The sequence below is a fragment of the Acinetobacter sp. genome (genome assembly GCF_049284435.1).
Classification (GTDB): Bacteria; Pseudomonadota; Gammaproteobacteria; order Pseudomonadales; family Moraxellaceae; genus Acinetobacter.
In genome coordinates, this window is sequence record NZ_JBAPXX010000118.1 from 62,409 (window position 1) to 79,754 (window position 17,346).

General features: G+C 42.6%; 18 protein-coding genes. 17 read left to right on the forward strand and 1 reads right to left on the reverse strand.

What is annotated here, in order from left to right:
* Positions 1-9: 9 nt before the first annotated feature.
* Positions 10-606: a 4'-phosphopantetheinyl transferase family protein gene (locus WAK81_RS10460; RefSeq protein ID WP_422196768.1), complete on the forward strand. Its 597-nt coding sequence runs from the start codon at positions 10-12 to the stop codon at positions 604-606.
* 20 nt (positions 607-626) lie between these two features.
* Here WAK81_RS10460 and WAK81_RS10465 read toward each other — a convergent pair whose 3' ends face one another.
* Positions 627-1,397 (reverse strand): SDR family oxidoreductase, encoded by a 771-nt coding sequence (locus tag WAK81_RS10465; RefSeq protein WP_422196754.1) that lies wholly within the window; start codon positions 1,395-1,397, stop codon positions 627-629.
* A gap of 90 nt (positions 1,398-1,487) precedes the next feature.
* On the opposite strand from WAK81_RS10465, the gene mazG reads away from it, so the two are divergent.
* The 16 genes from mazG to WAK81_RS10545 all read left to right on the forward strand — a co-directional run.
* On the forward strand, positions 1,488-2,300 hold the full coding sequence (gene mazG / locus WAK81_RS10470) for a nucleoside triphosphate pyrophosphohydrolase (protein ID WP_422196755.1): 813 nt from the start codon (positions 1,488-1,490) through the stop codon (positions 2,298-2,300).
* Positions 2,260-2,679: a ComEA family DNA-binding protein gene (locus tag WAK81_RS10475; protein WP_422196756.1), complete on the forward strand. Its 420-nt coding sequence runs from the start codon at positions 2,260-2,262 to the stop codon at positions 2,677-2,679. Before mazG ends, WAK81_RS10475 begins: the two co-directional genes overlap by 41 nt.
* 136 nt (positions 2,680-2,815) lie before the next feature.
* Complete coding sequence (pcnB, locus tag WAK81_RS10480) at positions 2,816-4,288, forward strand: polynucleotide adenylyltransferase PcnB (protein ID WP_422196757.1); 1,473 nt, start codon at positions 2,816-2,818, stop codon at positions 4,286-4,288.
* Positions 4,285-4,770, forward strand: a complete 486-nt coding sequence (gene folK, locus WAK81_RS10485; protein ID WP_422196758.1) for a 2-amino-4-hydroxy-6-hydroxymethyldihydropteridine diphosphokinase — start codon at positions 4,285-4,287, stop codon at positions 4,768-4,770. Before pcnB ends, folK begins: the two co-directional genes overlap by 4 nt.
* A gap of 53 nt (positions 4,771-4,823) precedes the next feature.
* On the forward strand, positions 4,824-5,633 hold the full coding sequence (panB, locus tag WAK81_RS10490) for a 3-methyl-2-oxobutanoate hydroxymethyltransferase (protein WP_004278337.1): 810 nt from the start codon (positions 4,824-4,826) through the stop codon (positions 5,631-5,633).
* A gap of 1 nt (position 5,634) precedes the next feature.
* Complete coding sequence (gene panC / locus WAK81_RS10495; RefSeq protein ID WP_422196759.1) at positions 5,635-6,483, forward strand: pantoate--beta-alanine ligase; 849 nt, start codon at positions 5,635-5,637, stop codon at positions 6,481-6,483.
* Between the two features lie 18 nt (positions 6,484-6,501).
* Positions 6,502-7,353 (forward strand): RNase adapter RapZ, encoded by an 852-nt coding sequence (gene rapZ, locus WAK81_RS10500; RefSeq protein ID WP_422196760.1) that lies wholly within the window; start codon positions 6,502-6,504, stop codon positions 7,351-7,353.
* Positions 7,350-7,619 (forward strand): HPr family phosphocarrier protein, encoded by a 270-nt coding sequence (locus WAK81_RS10505; protein ID WP_034438008.1) that lies wholly within the window; start codon positions 7,350-7,352, stop codon positions 7,617-7,619. The genes rapZ and WAK81_RS10505 overlap by 4 nt, the downstream gene beginning before the upstream one ends.
* A gap of 2 nt (positions 7,620-7,621) precedes the next feature.
* Complete coding sequence (gene yjgA / locus WAK81_RS10510) at positions 7,622-8,155, forward strand: ribosome biogenesis factor YjgA (RefSeq protein ID WP_004278333.1); 534 nt, start codon at positions 7,622-7,624, stop codon at positions 8,153-8,155.
* 711 nt (positions 8,156-8,866) lie between these two features.
* Complete coding sequence (locus WAK81_RS10515) at positions 8,867-10,135, forward strand: sensor histidine kinase (protein WP_422196761.1); 1,269 nt, start codon at positions 8,867-8,869, stop codon at positions 10,133-10,135.
* An 86-nt stretch (positions 10,136-10,221) separates the two neighbouring features.
* Positions 10,222-12,972 (forward strand): bifunctional [glutamate--ammonia ligase]-adenylyl-L-tyrosine phosphorylase/[glutamate--ammonia-ligase] adenylyltransferase, encoded by a 2,751-nt coding sequence (gene glnE / locus WAK81_RS10520; protein ID WP_422196762.1) that lies wholly within the window; start codon positions 10,222-10,224, stop codon positions 12,970-12,972.
* 24 nt (positions 12,973-12,996) lie between these two features.
* Positions 12,997-13,923: a branched-chain amino acid transaminase gene (locus tag WAK81_RS10525; RefSeq protein WP_004278329.1), complete on the forward strand. Its 927-nt coding sequence runs from the start codon at positions 12,997-12,999 to the stop codon at positions 13,921-13,923.
* A gap of 128 nt (positions 13,924-14,051) precedes the next feature.
* Positions 14,052-14,774: a hypothetical protein gene (locus tag WAK81_RS10530; RefSeq protein ID WP_004647484.1), complete on the forward strand. Its 723-nt coding sequence runs from the start codon at positions 14,052-14,054 to the stop codon at positions 14,772-14,774.
* 41 nt (positions 14,775-14,815) lie between these two features.
* Positions 14,816-15,787: a Stealth CR1 domain-containing protein gene (locus WAK81_RS10535; RefSeq protein WP_422196763.1), complete on the forward strand. Its 972-nt coding sequence runs from the start codon at positions 14,816-14,818 to the stop codon at positions 15,785-15,787.
* Between the two features lie 9 nt (positions 15,788-15,796).
* Positions 15,797-16,558 carry a glycosyltransferase family 25 protein gene (locus tag WAK81_RS10540; RefSeq protein ID WP_422196764.1) on the forward strand — a complete coding sequence of 254 codons (762 nt, stop codon included), beginning with the start codon at positions 15,797-15,799 and terminating at the stop codon, positions 16,556-16,558.
* A 76-nt stretch (positions 16,559-16,634) separates the two neighbouring features.
* A partial coding sequence (locus WAK81_RS10545; RefSeq protein WP_422196765.1) for a glycosyltransferase family 32 protein occupies positions 16,635-17,346 on the forward strand: 712 nt, incomplete at its 3' end.

Below are 17,346 nucleotides of genomic sequence, written 5' to 3' on the forward strand. Positions count from 1 at the left end.
TTCTTTTCGATTGAACCACATCAATCACGTGTAGAGCAAATCAAGAACCGAAAACTGGCAATTTATGCGCATCGTAACCAGTTGCTTTCAGATCAATTCAATCATCCGATCCAATCTCTGGATTTCACCACTACTGAATATGGCAAGCCTTATTTAAATGACTATCCAGACTTTAGTTTTAATCATAGTCATAGTCAAAATTTCTACGCCTTGGCCACGAGCAAGCAAGTTCAGAACTTAGGAATTGATATTGAAGAACTGAATCGTAAAGTCCGTTTTGAAGCCTTGGCACAACATGCTTTTCATCCCGAAGAACTCAAAACTTGGCAAACGCTGGCTTATGATCCCGAATACTGGTTTAAAGTCTGGACGACCAAAGAAGCGGTGTTAAAGGCATCAGGCTTGGGAATCCGAATGAACCTAAACGAACTCAACACCAATATCCATCCTGAGCAAAATGGCGGGCGCTGCGAACATCTAGAGATTGGCGTCTATGCCTATCAAAATTATACGCTTGCTGGCTGCATGCTCACCGTGGCTTGGCAAAGTGAGCATTCCTGCAAGGGATTGAGATTTCCTGTGATCCAGATTCATCATACTGTCTAGACCAGAATCAATCTTAGATTTTATTTTCTAGAAATGAGCAAATTACTCAGCCTATTCACAAACTGTGGACTCATCCGGGATAAATGAAATAAAAACTGGCTTTTGAATCCGACAGGATGATGAGTGGCTTGCCAGATGGAATCTTTGAGTTCTGCCAGTTTCAGAATATCTTGTGCAACATCTTCTGCTTTTAAATGCACGCCCATTTTTTTAATACTTTCTGCCTGCATATCTTTCACCATCGCAGTACTGACGAAAAGCGGCATTACATCCAAGACTCTAATCCCATAGGGTTGCCACTCAATATCCAGACTTTCAGTCAGGCCACGCACTGCAAACTTGCTGGTGGAATAACTGCTTAAATCGGCCTGGCCATAAATCGCCGAAGCTGAAGATAGATTGATGATGCGGGCAAATGAAGATTCTTTTAAATAAGGGAAAGCAGCATGACAGCCGTTCATGACTCCTTTGACATTAATATCCAGAGTCCGATGATGTGCCGCTATGGTGGTATCTTCAAAAGGCCCTGAATATAAAATCCCAGCATTATTCACCAGAATATTGATTTCACCTGCCCAAGCTGAAAATTCGGCTAAAGCTGTTTCCCAGGAAGTGTAGTCAGCTACATCGAGAAAGCCGGCTTTGGCATGTTCGCCCAGTTGCTGGGCCAGTTGTTCTGCCTGCTCCACCTGAACATCATAAATGCCCACCTTGTAGCCGTGCTGGTAAAATAGGGCGGCCGTCGCGGCACCAATTCCTTGTGCTGCACCACTAATCAATATACTGTGCATGGGCCTGATCTCCTTATTGTCTTTTTTTTTGAGCATAACAAGAAACCGGCAGATTGACGCGACTATTTGGTAAAAAAGAGGTTTTTAAACATGGAACAACTACTCCAGGTCATGCGCGAATTACGTGAAAAATGTCCATGGGATCAGCAACAGACCCCCGAATCTCTGACCAAATATGCGATTGAGGAAGCTTACGAAGTAGAAGCGGCAGTCCGCTCTGGAAAAGTCGACCATGTCCGCGATGAGCTGGGTGATTTGCTGTTACAGGTGGTGTTCCAGTCGCAAATGTATAGCGAGCAGGGGGCTTTCGATTTTCAGGATGTCGTACAGGCCATTACCCATAAACTGGTTCGCCGTCATCCACATGTATTTCAGGCTGAACAATTTGCAAAAATGAGTCCGGAAGATGTGTCTGAGCTATGGAAAGAAATCAAACAGCAAGAAAAGCAAGGTAAGCCGCGTTCACGCCTGGATGATATTAAACATGCACCGGCTTTAGTACAGACCGATGAAATTCAAAAAAATGTCGCTAAAATCGGTTTTGATTTTCCTAACATGGCGGGTGCCTATGCCAAGCTGGAAGAAGAGCTGGCTGAATTAAAAGAAGCGGTATCTGGAGAAAATTCCGATGAAATACAGGAAGAATTTGGCGACTGCTTATTTTCTCTGGTGAATGTTGGTCGTAAACTGGGCATTTCCAGTGAGATGGCATTATTGGGGACGATCCATAAATTTCGAACCCGCTTTGCCTTAATGGAAGATCAGGCAGAACGACAACAATTAGACCTGGAAAAGCTGTCACTGACTGAACTTGATCAGCTCTGGGAACAGGCTAAATTAGAATTAAAACAAAGAGCGGCACATGAAAAAAATACCTTATCGAATCGGTCCAACGTGGATTAATTTTCTTCTGAGTTGCTGGCTAGGCTTTATTTTTATCGGAACTGCGCATGCGACTGCGACCGATTATATGGAATGGAAGACCCAGCAACAGCAACATGACGCCCGCCTGAAGAAAAAAGCTGCCGTCACGACTTCATCAGAAAGCAATCACTATCTGGCGAAGCCTGCATTATCGGCATCTGCTGCTGATAAAATCAGTTTGAATAATGCAACTGTTGAGCAATTACAGCAACTGAATGGCATTGGTCAAAAGAAGGCCGAAGCGATTATTGAACATCGGCAAAAAAATGGAAAATTCAAAAGCATTGAAGAGATCCAGTTGGTCAAAGGTATTGGGCCGGCATTATTTGCCAAAAACAAGGCCAAACTGGCCTTGTAAGGCGACAATATGGATCATGACTAGCTGATTGATTTGACTCGCAGGATTGACATAATCAAATTGCCCTTTAGGCGTGTAAGCGATATGATTAGCGTCATCTTAGAATTTTACGTTCAGACGTAGGAGACAGCGTCTTTTGCAAACTTTGCGCGCGTCAAAATGTGGTTTATCAACCGCTCAATTACCTTCTTATATTCTCGATGTGATTGATGCCTTAAACAAGGCAGGCTATGAAGCTTATATCGTGGGTGGTGGTGTTCGAGATCTGATGTTAGGTTTGAATCCTAAAGATTTCGATGCAGTTACCAATGCAACCCCGGCTCAGGTCAAGGAAGTTTTCGGACGACGTTGTCGAATTATCGGACGACGTTTCGAACTGGCGCATGTCTATTCAGGGCGGGAACTGGTTGAAGTGGCAACCTTCCGTGCACCACCAAAAAAAGCAGTGACCTCGGCCGCGGGGATGATTCTGCGTGATAACAACTGGGGCAGCATCGAGCAGGATTTTGCCCGTCGAGATTTCTCCATCAATGCAATGTATTACCAGCCGCGTAAAGGCATTGTGCTGGATTTCTGTAATGCAGTCGATGATATCCACAGCAAAACCTTACGCTTACTCGGTGATCCGACTTTAAGATTTGAAGAAGATCCAGTGCGGATGCTGCGAACCCTACGTTTTGCCGCCAAGCTGAACTTTAATATTGATGAAGCGATTCTGGATGTCTTTACGCCGGAAATGACCCAGTTGCTGCGTGATGTTTCTCCACATCGACTTTATGATGAATCACAGAAACTGTTCACCATGGGACACCTGAATCGTGTCTTGCCAATGCTGATCGATTTCGGGATCTGGCAGCAGTTATTTGCAGATATCAAGCCTGAAATTACGCCGTTTATGGAACGCGCTGCGAAAAATACTGATCAGCGTATTTCTATCGGCAAGACCATCAACCCGGCATTTTTCTATGCGGTATTGTTATGGCAGCCATTCCTGGAACGTTGTGAATTCTATCTGAATAAAGGTATAGTAGCGGCCGAAGCCCGTGCCCAAGCCGGTCTGGATGTGTTAAAACGTCAGGCGACTCGCACTATTATTCCACGCTTTGCGGAGACCTTTATTCGTGAAGTCTGGGAAATGCAGACCCGTTTGCTGAATCCAAAACCACAGCAAATCGAGGCTTTGTCCAGCCATGCGCGTTTCCGTGCCGGCTTTGACTTTTTGCTGCTGCGTGAAAAATCAGGTGATGCGACTGCCCAAGGTATGGGTAGCTGGTGGGATGCTTACCAGCAAATGAGCGGTGACGAGAAAGAACGGGCCATTAGCCAGTATAACCGTCAGCGTGCCAAGAGCCGCCGCAAGGCAAGTCAAGAAGAGCATCTGGAACAGAAACTGACCCAGCAGCAAGATCTCGCTGAGATCGAACCGTTGGTGAATGAGCCTGAACCACGCAATCGTCGGGTGCGTAAAGCCAAGTTTGAAGACAAGGCGAAAACCCTGTCGCATGTGGCAGCCAGTGCCAGTGGTGAAATTGGCGCAGATCATCCAATTATGAAACGTAAGCGGGTAAAACGTGATCTGAGCCAGGTGGTGTTTGGGCCAACACAATGATCGTGACTTATATTGGCCTGGGTAGTAACCTGGGCGATTCACGCCAGATTCTGGCAGAAGCTGTACAGAAACTGGCGACATTGGGACAGGTGAACACTTCGCATCTGTATCAAAGTCCACCGATGGGACCACAGGATCAGCCAAACTATCTGAATGCAGTCGTGCAGTTAAATACCGATCTGGCAGCTTTAAGCTTGCTGGATCGCCTGCAAGCTTTTGAGCAGGACGCCGGTCGGGTACGTTTACGTCGTTGGGGTGAACGTACGCTGGATCTGGACTTGCTGATCTACGGTAATGAGCACATTCAAAATGAACGCTTAACTGTGCCGCATGTCGGGGTATTAGAGCGTGATTTTGTCCTGATTCCACTTCTGGATATTGATCCTGAAATACAGGTCCATGGACACAGATTAAAAGACCTAGACATCGTCAAACAGTCGACCCTCGCGGTACTCGATGACAGCAACTGGGCAAATATTTAATTTTTAAGTGATGGTAGCTTCGTCAGAACTTTCAAGTATAGAGGAACATTTTCATGGTTAGTCTGAGTGATTTAAGACGCTTTAAAGCAGATGGACGCAAATTTTCATGTCTGACTTGCTATGATGCCAGTATGGCCAAAGCCATGGAAATTGCCGAAGTGGACAGCATTTTAATTGGCGATTCTCTGGGAATGTCAATTCAGGGGCGTGATTCGACTTTGCCGGTCACGGTTGCAGATATGGCCTATCATACGGCTGCGGTACGCCGTGGTAACCAGCATGCTTTTATCATGACTGACTTGCCATTTATGAGCTATGCCACCTTGAATGATGCCTTGCAAAGTTCGAAAACCGTGATGCAGGCTGGCGCACAAATGGTCAAGATGGAAGGCGGTGCATGGTTGGCAGAAACCGTGCAAGTGCTGACCCGTAACGGTATTCCGGTGTGTGTGCATTTGGGTCTTACTCCGCAGTCGGTACATGTCTTTGGCGGTTATAAACTACAAGCCCGTACTCGTGAAGCGGCCGATCAGCTCATCGCTGATTGTAAGGCAGTAGTAGAGGCGGGAGCTGCACTATTGCTACTTGAATGCGTACCGGCACAGCTTGGCCAGGAAATCACAGAACTGTTTCCGCAGATTCCGGTCATTGGTATTGGCGCGGGTGCAGCTACAGATGGCCAAGTACTGGTGGTTCAGGATATGCTCGGTTTGACCTTTGGTCACACTGCAAAATTTGTACGTAATTTTATGCAAGAACAATCGGGTGCGACTGCAATTCTGGATGCTTTTAAAGCCTACCATGCTGCAGTTTTAGATGGATCTTTCCCGGCACCAGAACAAACTTTTCAGGTTGAATTGTAAGATGAAAACAGAAACCACCATTCAGGGCTTAGCGGCATCATTAAATCCGGCACGTACCAGTCGCAAGATTATCGGTTTTGTACCGACCATGGGCAATCTGCATCAGGGACATTTAAATCTGGTGCGTGAAGCGCGTAAGTTGTGTGATGTAGTGGTGGTCAGTATCTTTGTCAATCCAATCCAGTTTGGACCCAATGAAGATTTTGATAGCTATCCGCGCACACTTGAGCAGGATCAGCAACTTTTGGCAGAAGTTGGTTGTGACATTGTTTTTGCGCCGACGGTCGAGCAAATGTATGGCAAAAAACCGCGTTTGACCAATATCAGTGTCTCTGATATTGCCAATGATTTATGCGGTTTGCAGCGCCCTGGCCATTTTGATGGCGTGGCGGTGGTGGTCACTAAATTGTTTAACATCGTACAGCCGAATTACGCTTTCTTTGGCCAGAAAGATTACCAGCAATTGGCTGTGATTCGTCAGTTTGTACAAGACCTGAATATTCCACTGGAAGTGATTGGTGTACCGATTGCCCGTGCAGAAGACGGCCTGGCTTTAAGTTCGCGCAATGGTTATTTAAGCGAAGAGCATCGTGCAATCGCACCGGTAATTTATCAAAGCTTGCAAAAGGCTGAACAGCAATTACATGCAGGTGTGGAACTGGATACGGTATTGGCGGAGATTCGCCAGACTCTAACCGATGCCGGGTTTGTGGTGGATTATGTTGAAGCCCGCACTCCAGAATTACAAAAAATTCATACGTTTAATCAAGATCTTGTGTTATTTATAGCTGCAAAGCTGGGGAATACACGTCTGATCGATAACCTGCAGGTTAAATACACTGCCGGCTAAGATGAAAGGGTAGCATGCATGAAGCGCATTTTAATTGTCACAGGACAATCTGGTTCGGGTAAATCATCTGCATTACAGGTGCTTGAAGATCTGGGTTATTACTGTATTGATAATTTGCCTTTGGCATTGCTTCCCGAAATCGTGGCAAAACTGGACAGTGAAAATAATCTGGAACAGTTGGCGCTGGGCGTCGATGTGCGCAGTACCCGGGCAGATTTGCAAGAATTTGATCATGTATTTGAGCAACTGCAACAGCATGGTTCGGTCGATATTATCTATCTGACCACGCAGGATCAGGAGCTGATTGCCCGCTTTAGTGCTTCGCGTCGGCCGCATCCTCTGGCGTCGCGCTTTAAAAGTCTAAATCAATGCATTCAGGAAGAAAAAATCCTGTTGATGCCGATTCAGTTGCGTTCTACGGTGCATATCGATACCACCGATAAAAGCGTGCATGACCTGAAACATACCTTATTGTCCAAGCTCGGACAGGCCGATAACCTGATTTTAATTCTGCAATCCTTTGGTTATAAGCATGGCATTCCACTGGATGCCGATTATGTCTTTGATGTCCGGCATTTGCCAAATCCGCATTGGGAACTGGAACTGCGCAAATTTTCAGGGCTAGATCAGCCGGTGCAGGAGTTTTTACAAAAGAGCGATCAGGTCGAGGACATGTTCAATGATCTGTATCATTTTCTGGACAAGTGGTTGCCGACCTTTGCCGAAGGGCACCGTCATTATATGACCGTGTCGATAGGCTGTACTGGTGGTCAGCATCGTTCTGTTTATATTGTGGATAGACTAAAAAAAGCCCTTGAGGCAAAATGGTCTATTCAAGTCCTCCATCGAGAAATGAAGCACTGGTCATGATTGATACGACAGTTGACGTAATTAATAAACTGGGTTTACATGCACGCGCATCTGGTAAACTGATAGAAGTTACCACCAAATTTCGTTCCAGTATCCAGATTGGCAAGGCTGACAAATTGGTAGATGCCAAAAATATCATGTCATTGCTCATGCTTGGTGCAGGCAAAGGAACAACTTTACGCTTAGTGATTGAAGGAGCAGACGAGGACAAAGCCTTATCTGAAATTCAGGCACTATTTGCAGCAAAATTTTATGAGGCAGATTAATCGTGGCACGTCGACCGAACAGTTTAACTGAAGAAGATTTTGATTCTTTAGAGGGACGCGCAAGTAAGACCGAACAGAAAAAAGCAGTCCAGCGTATGGCTGCTTTAGGTGCGCAGCTTGCAGAGCTAAGCGCTAAACAAATTAAAAACCTACCCGTAGATGAGCGTTTGATTGACGCCTTGCTTGATGTGCAGGCAATTAGTTCACATGAAGCACGTCGTCGTCAATTTTCACGGATTGGTAAATTATTACGCAATGAAAATGAAACGGTGATTTTGTCTTATTTAACACCCAAACAAGGTCTTAAAAAGACAGCTCAATTACAGCGTTGGGTGGATCGAATTGTCAAAGATGGAGATCCGGCCATCAATGAATTTACCAAAACCTATAATGCGACAGAGCGTCATACCTTACGTCAACATTATCTTCGGGTACACCGAGATTTAAAGAATCAAGCACCTGAAGAAGAGGTGAATGCTTCTAAATTAAAGCTGTTTAACTATGTACAGCAAGTGGCGTTGATTTCTGACAATTAAGCAGCCCTGTAAAAAAGCGGTCTTTTTAGGCCGCTTTTTTATAGCTGTTTTGAGCCGATTGGTTTGACTTGGACATGCATGGTCTATAAGTGATCTATCTTAATATTACTATTCCAGCTTCTAAAACTGCATTGAGGATAAAAAACACGAAATTTCTGCAATTAATTTGTTAATGAATGTAAATTCTTTACAATTCTCAGTGGTTTTTTTGGCCTGTTTTTAGTCGGAATGCTGATATTTAAATATTTCGTACATTAGAATTGTTAAGATATTTTTAAAAATTAAAAATTAATTCTGAGCGTTATTAGATAAATGAAGCCTGATATAAAATTTATTTTTAATCATAAGGTCAAGCTATATAATTGAAAAATCATTAGCTTTTACTCTAAATAGGGTAAAAAGCGATGGTGGGTATTTTTAGTCAATAGTGTGTTACAGTAAATACAAATAAACATGCTTATTTTAGGTGAGATATATTAATTTCAAATACTTATGTAGGTTTTTTTCGAATAGTAAATTTTCAAGTTATTCTTAATTAATTAAATATCAGTGCTTTGCAGTTAAGAATGTATCTGGATAGAAACAGGTTAACAAATCCTTTAACCTATAGGTGAGTTTTCATCGTTGAGTAAATATAGAATCTTTGTTATTGATTGTATGAATTTGGTCGGCTGTGTTTTCTATATTCCATAAACATTCAGAGAGACAGACATGGAACTAAAACTGCTAGATGTCGGTCAGAATACGGAGCAATTAAGCTCGTGTCGTATATCTCTCATTTTAGGTGTCTATACCTCCAACAACCTATTAGACACCTTTTGTAAGATCGCCCGTAAAGTTTTAAACGTTAAAACCAGCATTATCGGCTTCCACACGGAACCGTATATCTGGTACAGCTGTCCGCGCGGTTTCCGGGCCTTGCACGCCCCGCAGGAAGTGAATCTGCCTACGTATCTGCAACAGGCAGATGTCATCGACCAGAATCATCCTGTTTATACAGAACTGTCAAATTATGTGAAAGATCTCGGTGTAGTGCATCAGAGATTAGTCGCCTTCAATTTAAAATCCAGTAGCGGTGTGTCTTTTGGACAGGTCGTTTTCTTTGATGATCAGACCGAACTGTTTGATCAGGACGATATTGCCACCATTAAACAATTTGCTGAAAGTTTAGTGATTCAAATTCAGCTCAATCAAGAACATACTGAGCTGAAAGAATTATACGAGCAGCAATGCGCACAAAATTTCAGTAAAACTAAATTTTTCCAGATTATTGCGCATGATCTGCGTGCACCGTTTCACGGCTTGCTTGGCTTTTCCGAAGTACTGGCACAGGAACGTGACACCCTGGATGAATCCAGTATTCAGAGTATTGCGGATTATTTATATGATAATGCACAATCGACCTATAACCTGCTGGAAAGCCTGCTGACTTGGGCGATGGCAGAGGGTGGACGCTTTGTTTATCATCCGATCAATTATGAATTGAAACAATCTAGCAAGATTGTGTGTAGCGTCCTGAAAAGTCTGGCCTTAAATAAAAAGATCGAACTGGTCGATAATATTCCTGAAGACATCAAGGTACATGCAGATATCAACATGATTACCTCTGTCTTGCAGAACCTGGTGTCGAATGCGCTTAAATTTACCCCGGTGAATCAAGGCGGTAAAGTGATTTTAGCTGCGGAGATGGAAGGCGAGCAGGTTAAAATTACCATTCAGGATACTGGCTTGGGCATGACCGAAGAACAGATGCAGAATCTGTTTAAATCGACTTTGGGTGTGAGTGTCAGAGGCACAGCTGAAGAGAAAGGGGCAGGTTTAGGCTTGGTACTCTGCAAACGTTTCATTGACCTGAACCATGGTCAAATTGCCGTGGACTCAAAAGAGGGTCGAGGTACGACCTTTACCGTGCATTTACCGATGGTCACCAATGATCATCAGGCGTTAGTGCTTGAAGATGTGCATGCTGAGCAATCTTAAAGAAGTAAATTTCAAACTAAAACATTCCCACTGAGACAAAACTCCTGCTATAACTAAGCAGAATGTTTCAGGGGAAGAGTTGAGTGATGAATGCGGCACAATTGCAGAAAACCTTAAGAGCCAGTCAATATGCCGAACAGGTATTGGCCAATCACCAGAGTTTACTGGAACAGGATTATGCAATTGACCAGTTTCAAGGCTCACTCAGTCGGGAATATATTGATCAGCTGGTGCAGCACTGCATCCTGAATATAAGCGATGAAGCAACGTGGATGCGCGCAATGCGTATTTTGCGGGCTCGTTTGATGTTTCGCTGGATCTGGCAGGATGCCAATCAACTCACCGATTTCATTACTCTCACCCAAGAGCTCTCCGATTTTGCCGATGCCTGCATCTGTGCGGCGAAAGATTTTGCCCGTATTCCAGTGGCTGCCAAGTATGGTCAGCCGATTGGCTATAACGGAAAAGTTCAGGATCTTATTGTCATTGCCATGGGGAAACTCGGCGCGCAAGAACTTAATCTTTCCAGTGATATCGACCTGATTTTTGCCTTCGATGAGCAGGGTGAAACCGATGGGCGTAAATGTATTGATGTGCAGCAGTTTTGCATCCTGTGGGGACAAAAGCTGATTCATTTGCTGGATCAGATTACGGCAGATGGTTTTGTATTTCGGGTGGATATGCGCCTGCGTCCCTGGGGCGATGGTTCAGCGCTAGCCATTAGCCATGCGGCCTTGGAAAAATATCTGAGCCAGCATGGACGTGAATGGGAACGTTATGCCTGGATTAAAGCGCGTATTGTCAATCCAAGCCCAAAAGGCGATGAGCTGCTGGAGATGACCCGCCCATTTGTATTCCGCAAGTACGTCGATTACAGCGCATTTGAAGCTATGCGCGAAATGAAAGCCATGATCGAGCGCGAAGTACAGCGCCGTAATATTGAAGATGATATCAAGCTCGGTGCCGGTGGCATTCGCGAAGTCGAATTTATCGTGCAGGTGTTTCAGTTGATTTATGGCGGGGCCAAACTTGAATTGCAGGATCGGCAGTGTCTGGTGAATCTAAATCATCTGGATGATGCCGAGTTGCTGGATGAACAGGCGGTGCAGGATCTGGAAGATGCCTATTTATTCCTGCGCCGGGTTGAACATGCGATTCAGGCACTGAATGATCAGCAAACGCAATCACTACCGACAGAGCCAGAGTTAAGGGCACGGATGACGGACACGCTTGGTTTTACTGATTGGGACAGCTTTATGGCATATCTCAATGAAAAACGTGGCAAGGTGATGTATCAGTTTGATCATTTAATCAAGGAAAATGGCCCTGACACCTTGGTTGAAAGTTTTTCACAGCTGGAAAAAAAACTGAAAGAAGTGTTGGATGAGAATGCGAAGAATCTCGTTTATGAGTTTTGGAATGGGCATGCCTTAAAAAAATTACCAGCAAAGGCCGTGCAACGTTTAAAAACCTTCTGGCCACATTTAATTGAAGCTGTTTTACAGTCAGATGATCCTCAGGTGGCGTTGGTGCGCTTGATGCCCCTAGTCGAATCGGTGATGCGCCGTACGGTATATCTGGTGATGTTAATTGAGAGTAAAGGTGCACTACAGCGTCTGGTCAAAATGGCTACGGTCAGTCCATGGATTTGCGAAGAACTGACTCATTATCCGGTACTGCTGGATGAGTTTCTGTCGATGGATTTTGAATTGCCAAAACGTCAAGATCTGGAAGACTCCTTACGTCAGCAACTGTTGCGAATTGAGATTGATCAGGTTGAAGACCAGATGCGGGTCTTGCGCCTATTTAAAAAATCCAATGTGCTGGCCGTTGCCGCCAGTGATGTGCTGGCAGAAAGCCCGCTGATGAAAGTTTCCGATGCATTGACCGATATTGCTGAAGTATCGGTCAATGCAGCCCTGCATCTAGCCTATCAGATTGTCGCAAAAAAACATGGTTTCCCACTGGATGCAGAAGGGCAGCGCTGTTCAGTTGAGCATACTGCTTTTGCCGTATTGGGTTATGGTAAAGTCGGTGGTATTGAACTGGGTTATGGCTCGGATCTGGATCTGGTCTTTATTCACTACATGGGTGAACAGGCCGATACAGATGGACTTAAGCCGATCAGTGGCTTTGAATTTGCCATGCGGGTTGCACAAAAGTTTATGTCACTGATGACCACGCAAACACTGGATGGACGCGTGTATGAAGTAGATACCCGCTTACGTCCATCGGGCGAAGCTGGGCTGTTGGTCACCAGTTTAAAAGCCTTTGAACAGTATCAGTTTAAAAGTGCCTGGTTATGGGAGCATCAGGCACTGGTGCGAGCCCGTCCGATTGCGGGTGAAATGAGCTTGCGGAAAAAGTTTGAAGTCTTGCGCCGGGATATTTTGATTCAGCCCCGTGATGAAAATTATGTACGGGCAGAAGTACTGAAAATGCGTCAGAAAATGAAGGAGCATCTGGGTTCTTCTAAAGAGCAGAAAAAAGATGGTATTTTTCATTTAAAACAAGATGCAGGTGGTATCGTAGACATCGAATTTATGGCACAGTATGCGGTGTTGGCCTGGAGTGGGACGAATAAAGATCTCGCCCATTTCTCCGACAATGTACGAATTCTTGAGGATGCCGCAAAATCAGGTTGCTTATCCAGCGACGATGCGACTGCTCTGATTCAAGCTTATCTCCGTGAACGCGCCGAGAGCCACCGCTTAGCCCTTGCAAATCAATCCATGCAAGTGTCTGCAAGCGACTGGCACGATACCCGAATGACCGTTTGCAAGTTATGGCAAAGACTGATTGATCCAAGTGCAGACTTTGCACTGGATAGTGAATAATTGTGAGAAATTGGAGTTTGTGGCATGAATTTGGCTGATCGTGATGGTTTCATTTGGCAAGATGGACAACTAGTTGACTGGCGTGAGGCAAAAACTCACGTATTAACACATACTTTGCATTACAGTATGGGTGTGTTTGAAGGTGTCCGAGCTTATGAAACCCCGAATGGCACGGCTATTTTCCGTCTTAAAGAACATACGAAGCGTTTACTGAATTCTGCAAAAATTTATCAAATGAAAGTTCCATTTGATCAAGCAGCATTAGAACAAGCTCAAATTGATGTTGTTCGTGAAAACAAATTAGCGTCTTGCTATTTACGTCCAATTATTTTTATTGGTTCTGAAAAACTCGGTATCGCTGCAACTGACAATACCATTCATGCCGTAGTTGCGGCATGGAGCTGGGGTGCTTACCTCGGTGAAGAAGCAATGGCGAAGGGTATTCGCGTAAAAACTTCTTCATTTACCCATCATCATCCGAACGTGACCATGTGTAAGGCCAAAGCATCAGGTAACTACACCTTGTCGATTCTTGCGCATCAGGAAGTGGCACATTCAGGTTATGATGAAGCGATGCTGCTCGACCCACAAGGCTATGTATGCCAAGGTTCTGGCGAAAACGTATTCCTGGTACGTGATGGTGTGATTCATACGCCTGATATCGCAGGTGGTGCGTTGGATGGGATTACTCGCCAAACGATTATTACCATTGCTAAAGACTTGGGTTATGACGTGATTGAGCGCCGTATTACCCGTGACGAATTCTACATCGCAGATGAAGCCTTCTTTACCGGGACTGCTGCGGAAGTCACGCCAATCCGTGAATATGATGACCGTCAAATTGGTGAGGGTGTACGTGGTCCAATCACCACTCAAATCCAGAAAGCTTATTTTGATGCAGTTCAGGGCAAAGACCCGAAATATGCACACTGGTTAACTTATGTGAAGTAATTAAGAATTTACTGATTGAAAAAACCTCTCATTTGAGAGGTTTTTTTTAACGGATGTACTTATTCGGCTGAACTTATGTCATCATATTCAGCATCAAGAAGATTTTAAGATGAGCTTAGGCATACGCAATGAGTAACATCGTTATTTGTATGAAATGGGGAACCAAATACGGTTCGGAATACGTCAATCGTTTATACAATATGGTTAAACGACATACGACAGTCGACTTTAAAATGGTCTGTCTGACGGATCGTACTGAAGGCATTGATCCTGCAGTGCAATGTTTCCCTATTCCACCTCTGGCATTGCCTGAAGGTGCGCCTGAGCGTGGCTGGAACAAGCTGTCCACTTTTGAGCCTGATCTGTATGGTTTGGAAGGCAATGCGTTATTTCTCGATCTTGACGTGGTGATAGTCGATAATATCGATGAGTTCTTTACCTATCCGGGCGACTTCCTGATTATTCATGACTGGAAACGGCCGTGGCGTATTACCGGTAACAGTTCGGTTTACCGGTTTAAACTGGGTGCTTTTCCCGGGCTTTTGCCTTATTTTCGTGAAAATTTTGATGAAATTCGTAAAAAATTCCGTAATGAGCAAGCCTATTTGTCTTGGTATGTAGACCGTGAAGGTAAACAGACATACTGGCCAGAAAGCTGGTGCAAGAGCTATAAATATCATTGCCTGCAAAAAATCCCGATGGCTTACTTTAAGCCACCTGTGAAGCCTGAAGGTGCTAAAATTATTGTATTCCATGGTGAAATTAATCCGCCAGATGCAGTGAATGGTGGTGGTGGGAAATGGTACCGTTATGTGTTGCCATCGCAGTGGATTAAGGATGCTTGGCAGTAAGTTATAGAGTTTATTCAACCTAATTGTTGATTAGAAGTATTATGGAAAAAATAGATTTTGTTATTGCGTGGGTCGATGGCAATGATGTAAAGCATCGACTTAAAAGGCAACAGTTTCAATCTACTAATATCGTAAAAGGTTCAGCAGAAGAAACTCGATTTGCTAGTAATGATGAAATCTATTTTTGCATTGCGTCTATTTTGAAATATGTGCCTTATTTAGGCACAATTTATATTGTTACCGATGATCAAAAACCTACATATCTTGATGAATTCATTGCTCAAGGCTTATGTCACATTGATCAAATTCAAGTAGTTGACCATACGACAATATTTAAAGGTTATGAGCAATATTTACCTACTTTTAATTCTTTAAGTATTGAAACCATGCTGTGGAATATTCCAGGGCTATCAAAGTACTTTATTTATTTGAATGATGATTTCTTTTTTAATGCCTCATCTGAATTAGATGATTTTTTAGTTGGTGATCAGATAAAAGTCTATGGACATTGGGAAAATAACTCCTTAATTAAAGCAAAATTTAATCTACGTAAAGGTCTTAATAAATATTTTGGTAAACCTTTACAGCCTAAATATACAATTGCTCAAATGCTTAGTGCTGAACTATGTGGATTCAATAAATATTATGAAATTCATCATCGTCCCCATATATTGGATCGTGATTTACTACAAAAGTATTTTCAGAAATACCCTACAACATTAGCTCAACAGATTAGGCATCGTTTTAGAAGTGCTTTTCAATTTTTACCAGTAGGGCTGAATAACCATTTAAAAATTCGAGAAGAAAAAACAATCTTGTGTAATGATATAAATATCGCTTACTTAAAAAATGAAGCTTCAGTATCTACATTTTTATCAGACCTGAATAATCCAGCTGTTAAATTCGGTTGTATTCAGAGTTTAGATCAATTTGATCCAAAAGAAGCAGAAAAGGTATCTTTTGCTTTAATTGCTAAATTTAAAAACTATTTACCTCTATCTATTCAGCATTAAGAGTTAATCATGAAAGTTGTAACTTATTTAATTAATTTAGACGGAAGTGATGAGCGTCTAGCTGCAGCGACTCAGCAACTACAAGAGATTGATTGGCCGTTCGAGCGTTTTGCAGCATACGATGGCAGAGGCAAAGCACTTTCTGAATTTGAACATTATGATGATGCCAGAACCAATCAAGCCATGGGACGTAGTCTTATGAACTCTGAATTGGGTTGTTATTTAAGTCATTATGGTTGTGCGGAAAAATTTTTAAGTACAGACGCAGATTATTTAGTGGTTCTAGAAGATGATATGAAAATATCACTTGAGTTTAAAGACACGATTAATCAAGTACTAGAATATTTAGATCATCATCAAGAGCTGGATTGGTATCTTATTAATATCGCAGCAAAAAAGAAGAAGTTTGCGAAAGATATTGTAGAAGTAAAAGGGCATCATGTATGGCATGCTTTTTATTTTCCAATTCGAGGCCTTGGACTTATTTGGTCTAGAAAAGGCGCAAAAGAATTTATACAGAAAGGTAGATCAATGGTGTTTCCAGTGGATATCTTTTTTCAAACTTGGTTAAGTCAAAATGGTAAAGGTTTAGGCATTTGGCCAGCTTTAGTAAAGCCTGCTGCTGTAGATAGTGATATTTTAGGTACAGTAGCAACACAGGGTATTTCTCGAAAAATGCTTGAAAATCGTAGTAAATCATATGGCTTTAAAAAGCAGAAGCGTATGTGGCGTGATCGTTATCATGCACTAAAATATCTACTAAATTCTTAAAATTCATGGAATATCTTAATAATTGAATATTTATCATTAAAGGAATAAATCAATGAGCATGTTGGAAATAATTTAGATGAAAATATTTAAAAAAACTTATTATATGCTTAAGTTTTATATCATGTATTTTTACAAGATTAGAGGCACGAATTTAAAAATTCATAATTATGCAAATATGATTACGCTTAATCCAAAGCCAGAAGAAGTTAAAATACCTAAGCTGATTTGGCTGTATTGGGAGGGGGATGTACCATTATTTGTGGAAAAATGCATAGAAAATATAAAGCTAATAAATGCAAATTATGAGGTTCATTTTTTAACACCAACAACTGTTGATCAATTTATACAGATAGATTTTGATTCTTTAAATATTCATCTACCTCAGCATAAAGCTGATTTAATCAGATTTAAATTACTTCATGTTTATGGAGGAATCTGGTTAGATGCAAGTATTATCGTTTATGAAAATTTAGATTGGATTCAAGAGTTGGTTTCTCAAAATCAGACCGAAAGTTTTGCCTATTATCGTAAAAAAAACACTACCAATATTGATTCTCCAGTCATCGAGAATTGGCTTTTAGCAACGACTCCTAACAATAGGTTTTTTAAAGATTGGTTTGATGAGTTGGTGAACGCCATGCAGGTTGGCCCTAAAACATATATCAATGAAATTAAACGTACTGTGCCAAATTATGAGAGAATATTTCAAAAGATTAGTAATTTAGAGTACCTGATTTCCTATGTGGTGTGTCAGGTGATTATGCTGAAAGCATTGCCTAGTATTACTT

Bases quoted from the DNA above. Each gene is read 5' to 3' on its own strand.
- WAK81_RS10505 (WP_034438008.1), top strand. From the start codon at position 7,350: ATGATTGATACGACAGTTGACGTAATTAATAAACTGGGTTTACATGCA.
- mazG (WP_422196755.1), top strand. From the start codon at position 1,488: ATGGAACAACTACTCCAGGTCATGCGCGAATTACGTGAAAAATGTCCA.
- rapZ (WP_422196760.1), top strand. From the start codon at position 6,502: ATGAAGCGCATTTTAATTGTCACAGGACAATCTGGTTCGGGTAAATCA.
- WAK81_RS10525 (WP_004278329.1), top strand. From the start codon at position 12,997: ATGAATTTGGCTGATCGTGATGGTTTCATTTGGCAAGATGGACAACTA.
- WAK81_RS10465 (WP_422196754.1), bottom strand. From the start codon at position 1,397: ATGCACAGTATATTGATTAGTGGTGCAGCACAAGGAATTGGTGCCGCG.
- WAK81_RS10475 (WP_422196756.1), top strand. From the start codon at position 2,260: ATGAAAAAAATACCTTATCGAATCGGTCCAACGTGGATTAATTTTCTT.
- panC (WP_422196759.1), top strand. From the start codon at position 5,635: ATGAAAACAGAAACCACCATTCAGGGCTTAGCGGCATCATTAAATCCG.
- panB (WP_004278337.1), top strand. From the start codon at position 4,824: ATGGTTAGTCTGAGTGATTTAAGACGCTTTAAAGCAGATGGACGCAAA.
- folK (WP_422196758.1), top strand. From the start codon at position 4,285: ATGATCGTGACTTATATTGGCCTGGGTAGTAACCTGGGCGATTCACGC.
- WAK81_RS10535 (WP_422196763.1), top strand. From the start codon at position 14,816: ATGGAAAAAATAGATTTTGTTATTGCGTGGGTCGATGGCAATGATGTA.
- WAK81_RS10540 (WP_422196764.1), top strand. From the start codon at position 15,797: ATGAAAGTTGTAACTTATTTAATTAATTTAGACGGAAGTGATGAGCGT.
- WAK81_RS10515 (WP_422196761.1), top strand. From the start codon at position 8,867: ATGGAACTAAAACTGCTAGATGTCGGTCAGAATACGGAGCAATTAAGC.
- WAK81_RS10530 (WP_004647484.1), top strand. From the start codon at position 14,052: ATGAGTAACATCGTTATTTGTATGAAATGGGGAACCAAATACGGTTCG.
- glnE (WP_422196762.1), top strand. From the start codon at position 10,222: ATGAATGCGGCACAATTGCAGAAAACCTTAAGAGCCAGTCAATATGCC.